Genomic DNA, 4,340 nt, shown 5'->3' with positions numbered 1-4,340 from the left:
TAGTGGCTAGCAGGAACAATGCAGCGAGTATCCCTTCGGGATAGAAGGCAGAATACCTCGGAACTTCAAAATGACTTTAATTATGAACGGGCTTAGGCCCAGACGAGTACTCGACTACTGTCAACGCGTTTGACTTGCCACTAATCACTAGCCACTAGCCACTAGAACGGCTTTCGAATTTGGATTTCGCTGTCGTGAATGAAAAATTGTGCGGAACAGCTGTGTGAGCCGCAGATCACCGCGATCAACCCGGCAATTTGTTTGCGCGTGATCAGGCCGAGAGTGCCGCAGTTCGGGCACGAGAGCACGGCCCAGTAAGGATCTTCTTTCTCGCCGATGCGTCCGGCGTTCTCCAGCACGAAGATTGTGCCGGGCTGCATCTGCTCCGGAATCCATTCGCTCAGAATTTCGAGTTCAGCTACCATTTCCCCTCCCCGTGGGTAACGCTATGAACCCAATTTCAATTTGCGTACGGAATGAAGCTTTTCCGGAGCGCAGCGCGAAGGACGCTTGCGTCCGCTCACGACGGCCCTCACCCGGCGAACTGTGTCGCTCAGACAAATGGCAAACATCGGCTGCCGCGAATTCTTCAGGATGTCTACGATCTGCTGCGGCGAGGTCTCGAGATATAGCGCTCGGCCGTCCGTCAGCAGGTGATAGTTCGAAGTGCCGCTCACGGTTTCCGCAAGCCGCTGGCTGAATTCCTTCTGCAGGAATCGCACAACGGTGCGCATCCGCTGCAGCGAGAAGCCCTTGCGCCGCAACTCGCAGATGACGGCAACTTCGGTCAGATCTTCGAAAGAATAGATACGACGATGCCCATCGCGAGCAGGAACCACCAGTCCGCGCTCGTCCCACCACTGCAACTGCCGCGCAGTGATGCCGGTGAGGCGAATGATGTCCCGGGATGTGAAGCTGTCCTGCATCGGACTCCACGAATGTTTAAAACATTCTTCTTGCAGAATGTTTGAGACATTGTAGGCACGAGTTGCCGCACTCTGATGCAGGAATCGGTGGAAAAAGGGTTACTAATGAGCTACTTGCAGGGGGGATCGGTGCTCGCGATAGAAGATTCCTGTGGTGATTTGGTAATTGGGTAATTTTGTAATCGGGTAATTTAAGACCGCGCACCCGGAGTTCAACCGGATTTCAAATTGCCAACAGCGAGGTCTGAATCGGAGGAGAGGGCGATCGTCTGGCGGTTCACTTTCATAATCACAGTTGTCGCGCGCTCAGACCTTTCCTCCGCCGACGAAGTGAACGATTTCGAGTTTATCGCCGTCGGAAAGCTGGGTGGACGCCCATCGATCTCGCGGGAGCAGATCCCGATTAAGTTCGATGGCTACGCGGTCCGCCTTCATGCCAAGCTCAGAGACAAGGTCGGAAACCGTCGAAACAGAAGTAAAGTTGCGGTTTTCGCCGTTGATGGTGAGGGTCATTGTTATCCAGTGCGGAGTTCTTTGCTGTCACCACAGATGGTAATACCCATCTCGCCGAGTTACTTCGACATCCAGTCCGAAAACGTCTGAAAGCCCGCGCGACTGCAGGATTTCCTGCTTGTTGCCGTCGGCCACGATTCTTCCTTTCGACATTAGTACCACGCGTTCAATCTCGGGAATGATATCGGAGAGGTCGTGCGTGACGAGCACAATCCCAATCCCTGCCTGTGCCAGACTGCTCATCGCGTCACGCAAAGCATGCCGCGCAAACACGTCAAGCGAGTTGCTGGGTTCATCGAAAAGCAGTGCTTTGGGTTGATGAACCAGGGCACGTGCAATCAGGATGCGCCTTGCCTCACCGGAAGACATTTCGCAAACGGGGCGCTCAGAAAGATGCGCGATCTCAAGCTGTGAAAGCGCAGCTTCCGCTTTTTGCCTGTGATCCTCTGTCACCAGATGGTTCGGGTAAACGTCGTTGCTGCTGAAGAAGCCGGACAGCACGACGTCGCGCCCGACCGCTTCACTGGTACACCAGCTCATCAAGTCGTTGGAGACGATTCCGAGCTGTGAGCGGAGATCAAATACGTTCCAGACCTCTTCCCCCAGGATCTTCATGCTCGAACCAGGTTGAATCGCGGGATAGCATTCGCGCGTGATGGTCTTGATCAGCGTCGACTTGCCGCAGCCGTTCGGTCCGAGGATGGCGACGTGCTCTCCGCTGTGGATGCAAAGGCTGAAGCCATCGAGGACGCGACGGAGTCCGCGAAACACCTGAATGTTGTGCAACTCGAGCAACGGAGGACCGTCTGGCGGCATGGTGTCAAGAATACTAAATTCGTGCTGGATGATTACGAAGGCGAAAGGTCCGCAATTGTCGGAAGGCCTAGGCTTCGACGCGTTTGAGCTGGAACTTCCGCGTGGCGGTGCGGCCGCTGACGTTCACCTGGACCATGACCGAAGAATCCTTCATGGAAGACTCTTCAATAATGAAATCGAGTTCTGCCTGCCCGGCGCTATCGGTCTCCGTCTGCGTATAAAACGGAGCGGCGCCTTCGCGCGCCAGCCGCACCGTAAGCCGCGCATGAGCCACCGCCTGGCCACCTTCCGTGGCCCTGAGGCGCATAGATAGCCGATCTTCGGAGTGGATGGAATCCGCGTTGGTCCAGTGAATGTCGAGTTCCTTGATCGCTGCCAGGCTCTCCGGCGTATCGCGGTTGTCGAAAACCTGTTCTAGGCGGCCGTCGCGGATGGCATCGAGCACGAGCCGGTGCTGTTCTCGCAGGATCTGTTCTTTCTTCTGGTCGGTAAAGTCAGGGCTCTTGGCCTGATCTGCGTATGGCGTTGCGCGCTTACCGATGCAGCGCCCGCGGACAAAGACCTGGGTCTGCAGTAGCAGGTCTGCTTCGCGCGCTTCACTCTGCACGTGGTAGACCGTGTCCTCGTGCTTAATGTCGGTGTTGAAGCCAAAAATCATGCGTTGTGGATATCAGTGTCGTCGAAATCATACGCCAGCGCAATGATTACGGAAGTTCCTGCCGGGGACACGTTAGCGAGATGTTGCCAAGCAAAGAACCTGGCACAAATTCTGACGAATCCACGAGCCCGCTTCGCTGTTGAACCACATTAAAACTGTCCCCTTGCGACCACAGTAGAAGTGACCCCTTTTAGAGTGCCTTGGACAGGAGGCACTCAGATTGGGGAGAACGGAGTTAAGTGCAAGAGAACTGAGTCGGGTGGAAGTGATGGCGAGGGTGAAGGCGGGCAGCTTGCGGCTGCAGGAAGCGGCAGAGTTGCTGGAGCTGAGTTATCGGCAAGCGAAACGGGTATGGGCGCGATATCGGGGAGGCGGGGCACGAGCGTTGCAGCATGGCAACTGCGGACGGCGGTCGAACCGGGCGCATGCGGCGGAGTTTCGGGCAGCAGTGCTGGAGCGGGTGCGGGAGCGCTACGCCGATTTTGGTGCGACGCTGGCGGCAGAGCACCTGGCGAGCGACGACGGGCTGAAGATCCATGCCGAGAGCCTGCGGCGCTGGATGCGGGAAGCCGGGCTGTGGCAGCGGCGACGGAAGCGCAAGCCGTATCGTCAGCGGCGAGAACGCAAAGCGCATCGGGGCGAGTTGGTGCAGTTAGACGGCAGTTTCCATCGCTGGCTGGAAGAGCGCGCCGGAGAAGGCTGCTTGATGCACATGGTGGATGACGCCAGCAGCACGATGCACTGCCAGTTCTCGGAAGAAGAGACCATCTGGGCAGCGGCGCGGTTGCTGCGGCGGTGGATCGAGGTGCACGGCGTGCCGCGTGCGCTCTACACCGACTGGAAGAACGTATACGTGCGGGCTGCGACCGAACGCGAACAGCGGGAAGGCGCGGTACCGGTGACGCAGTTCGGGCGCATGTGCCAGAAGCTGGGGATTCGGATCATCGCCGCCAGCTCGCCGCAGGCCAAAGGACGAGTGGAGCGCAATCACGGCACGCATCAGGACCGGTTGATCAAGAAGCTGCGGCTGCGCGGGATCGCCAGCTACGCGGAAGCCAACCGCTTTCTGGAGGAGCACTACATTGCCGAGCACAACCGGCGCTTCGCGCGCGCGGCAACGGAACCGGCTGACTATCATCGGCGGCGACCGACAGTACGGCAACTGGACGAGGTGTTTTGGTTGGAGGAGGAACGTGTGGTGAGTGAGGACTGGGTGGTGCGTTATAACAATCGTCTGCTGCAACTGGAACGGCAGAGTCGGCACTGGGCGCCGAGTCGCAGTCGCGTGGTGGTGCGGGAGAACGAAGCTGGCGCGATTGCCATTCACTATCGCGGACAGCGCCTCGGCTTCCGCGAACTGGTGCGGGCTTCGACAGAGAGAAGCGAAGAAAGGGGCGCTGCCCCTTCCTCCGCGCCTCCATCCCCGA

General features: G+C 58.0%; 6 protein-coding genes. 1 reads left to right on the top strand and 5 read right to left on the bottom strand.

Features of this window, described 5'->3' with window-relative positions:
• Positions 1-161: 161 nt before the first annotated feature.
• From VFU50_06540 to VFU50_06520, 5 genes are all read right to left on the bottom strand, one after another.
• Positions 162-425, bottom strand: a complete 264-nt coding sequence (locus tag VFU50_06540) for a hypothetical protein (protein HEU5232499.1) — start codon at positions 423-425, stop codon at positions 162-164.
• Positions 426-446: 21 nt separating this feature from the next.
• The gene (locus VFU50_06535; protein ID HEU5232498.1) at positions 447-926 is read right to left on the bottom strand and encodes a MerR family transcriptional regulator; all 480 of its coding nucleotides are present in this window, start codon (positions 924-926) and stop codon (positions 447-449) included.
• Between the two features lie 306 nt (positions 927-1,232).
• Positions 1,233-1,439 (bottom strand): sulfur carrier protein ThiS, encoded by a 207-nt coding sequence (gene thiS / locus VFU50_06530; protein ID HEU5232497.1) that lies wholly within the window; start codon positions 1,437-1,439, stop codon positions 1,233-1,235.
• Between the two features lie 27 nt (positions 1,440-1,466).
• Positions 1,467-2,255 carry an ATP-binding cassette domain-containing protein gene (locus VFU50_06525; GenBank protein ID HEU5232496.1) on the bottom strand — a complete coding sequence of 263 codons (789 nt, stop codon included), beginning with the start codon at positions 2,253-2,255 and terminating at the stop codon, positions 1,467-1,469.
• Positions 2,256-2,322: 67 nt separating this feature from the next.
• Positions 2,323-2,913 carry a hypothetical protein gene (locus VFU50_06520; protein ID HEU5232495.1) on the bottom strand — a complete coding sequence of 197 codons (591 nt, stop codon included), beginning with the start codon at positions 2,911-2,913 and terminating at the stop codon, positions 2,323-2,325.
• A 268-nt stretch (positions 2,914-3,181) separates the two neighbouring features.
• Here VFU50_06520 and VFU50_06515 point away from each other — a divergent pair.
• Positions 3,182-4,340: ISNCY family transposase (locus VFU50_06515; protein ID HEU5232494.1), on the top strand; the 1,159-nt coding region annotated here is incomplete at its 3' end.

The sequence above is a fragment of the Terriglobales bacterium genome, from assembly GCA_035764005.1.
GTDB lineage: Bacteria > Acidobacteriota > Terriglobia > Terriglobales > Acidobacteriaceae > Gp1-AA112.
Note: the sequence above shows the minus strand (reverse complement) of the source record. Positions and strands in the feature narration are given on the sequence as shown.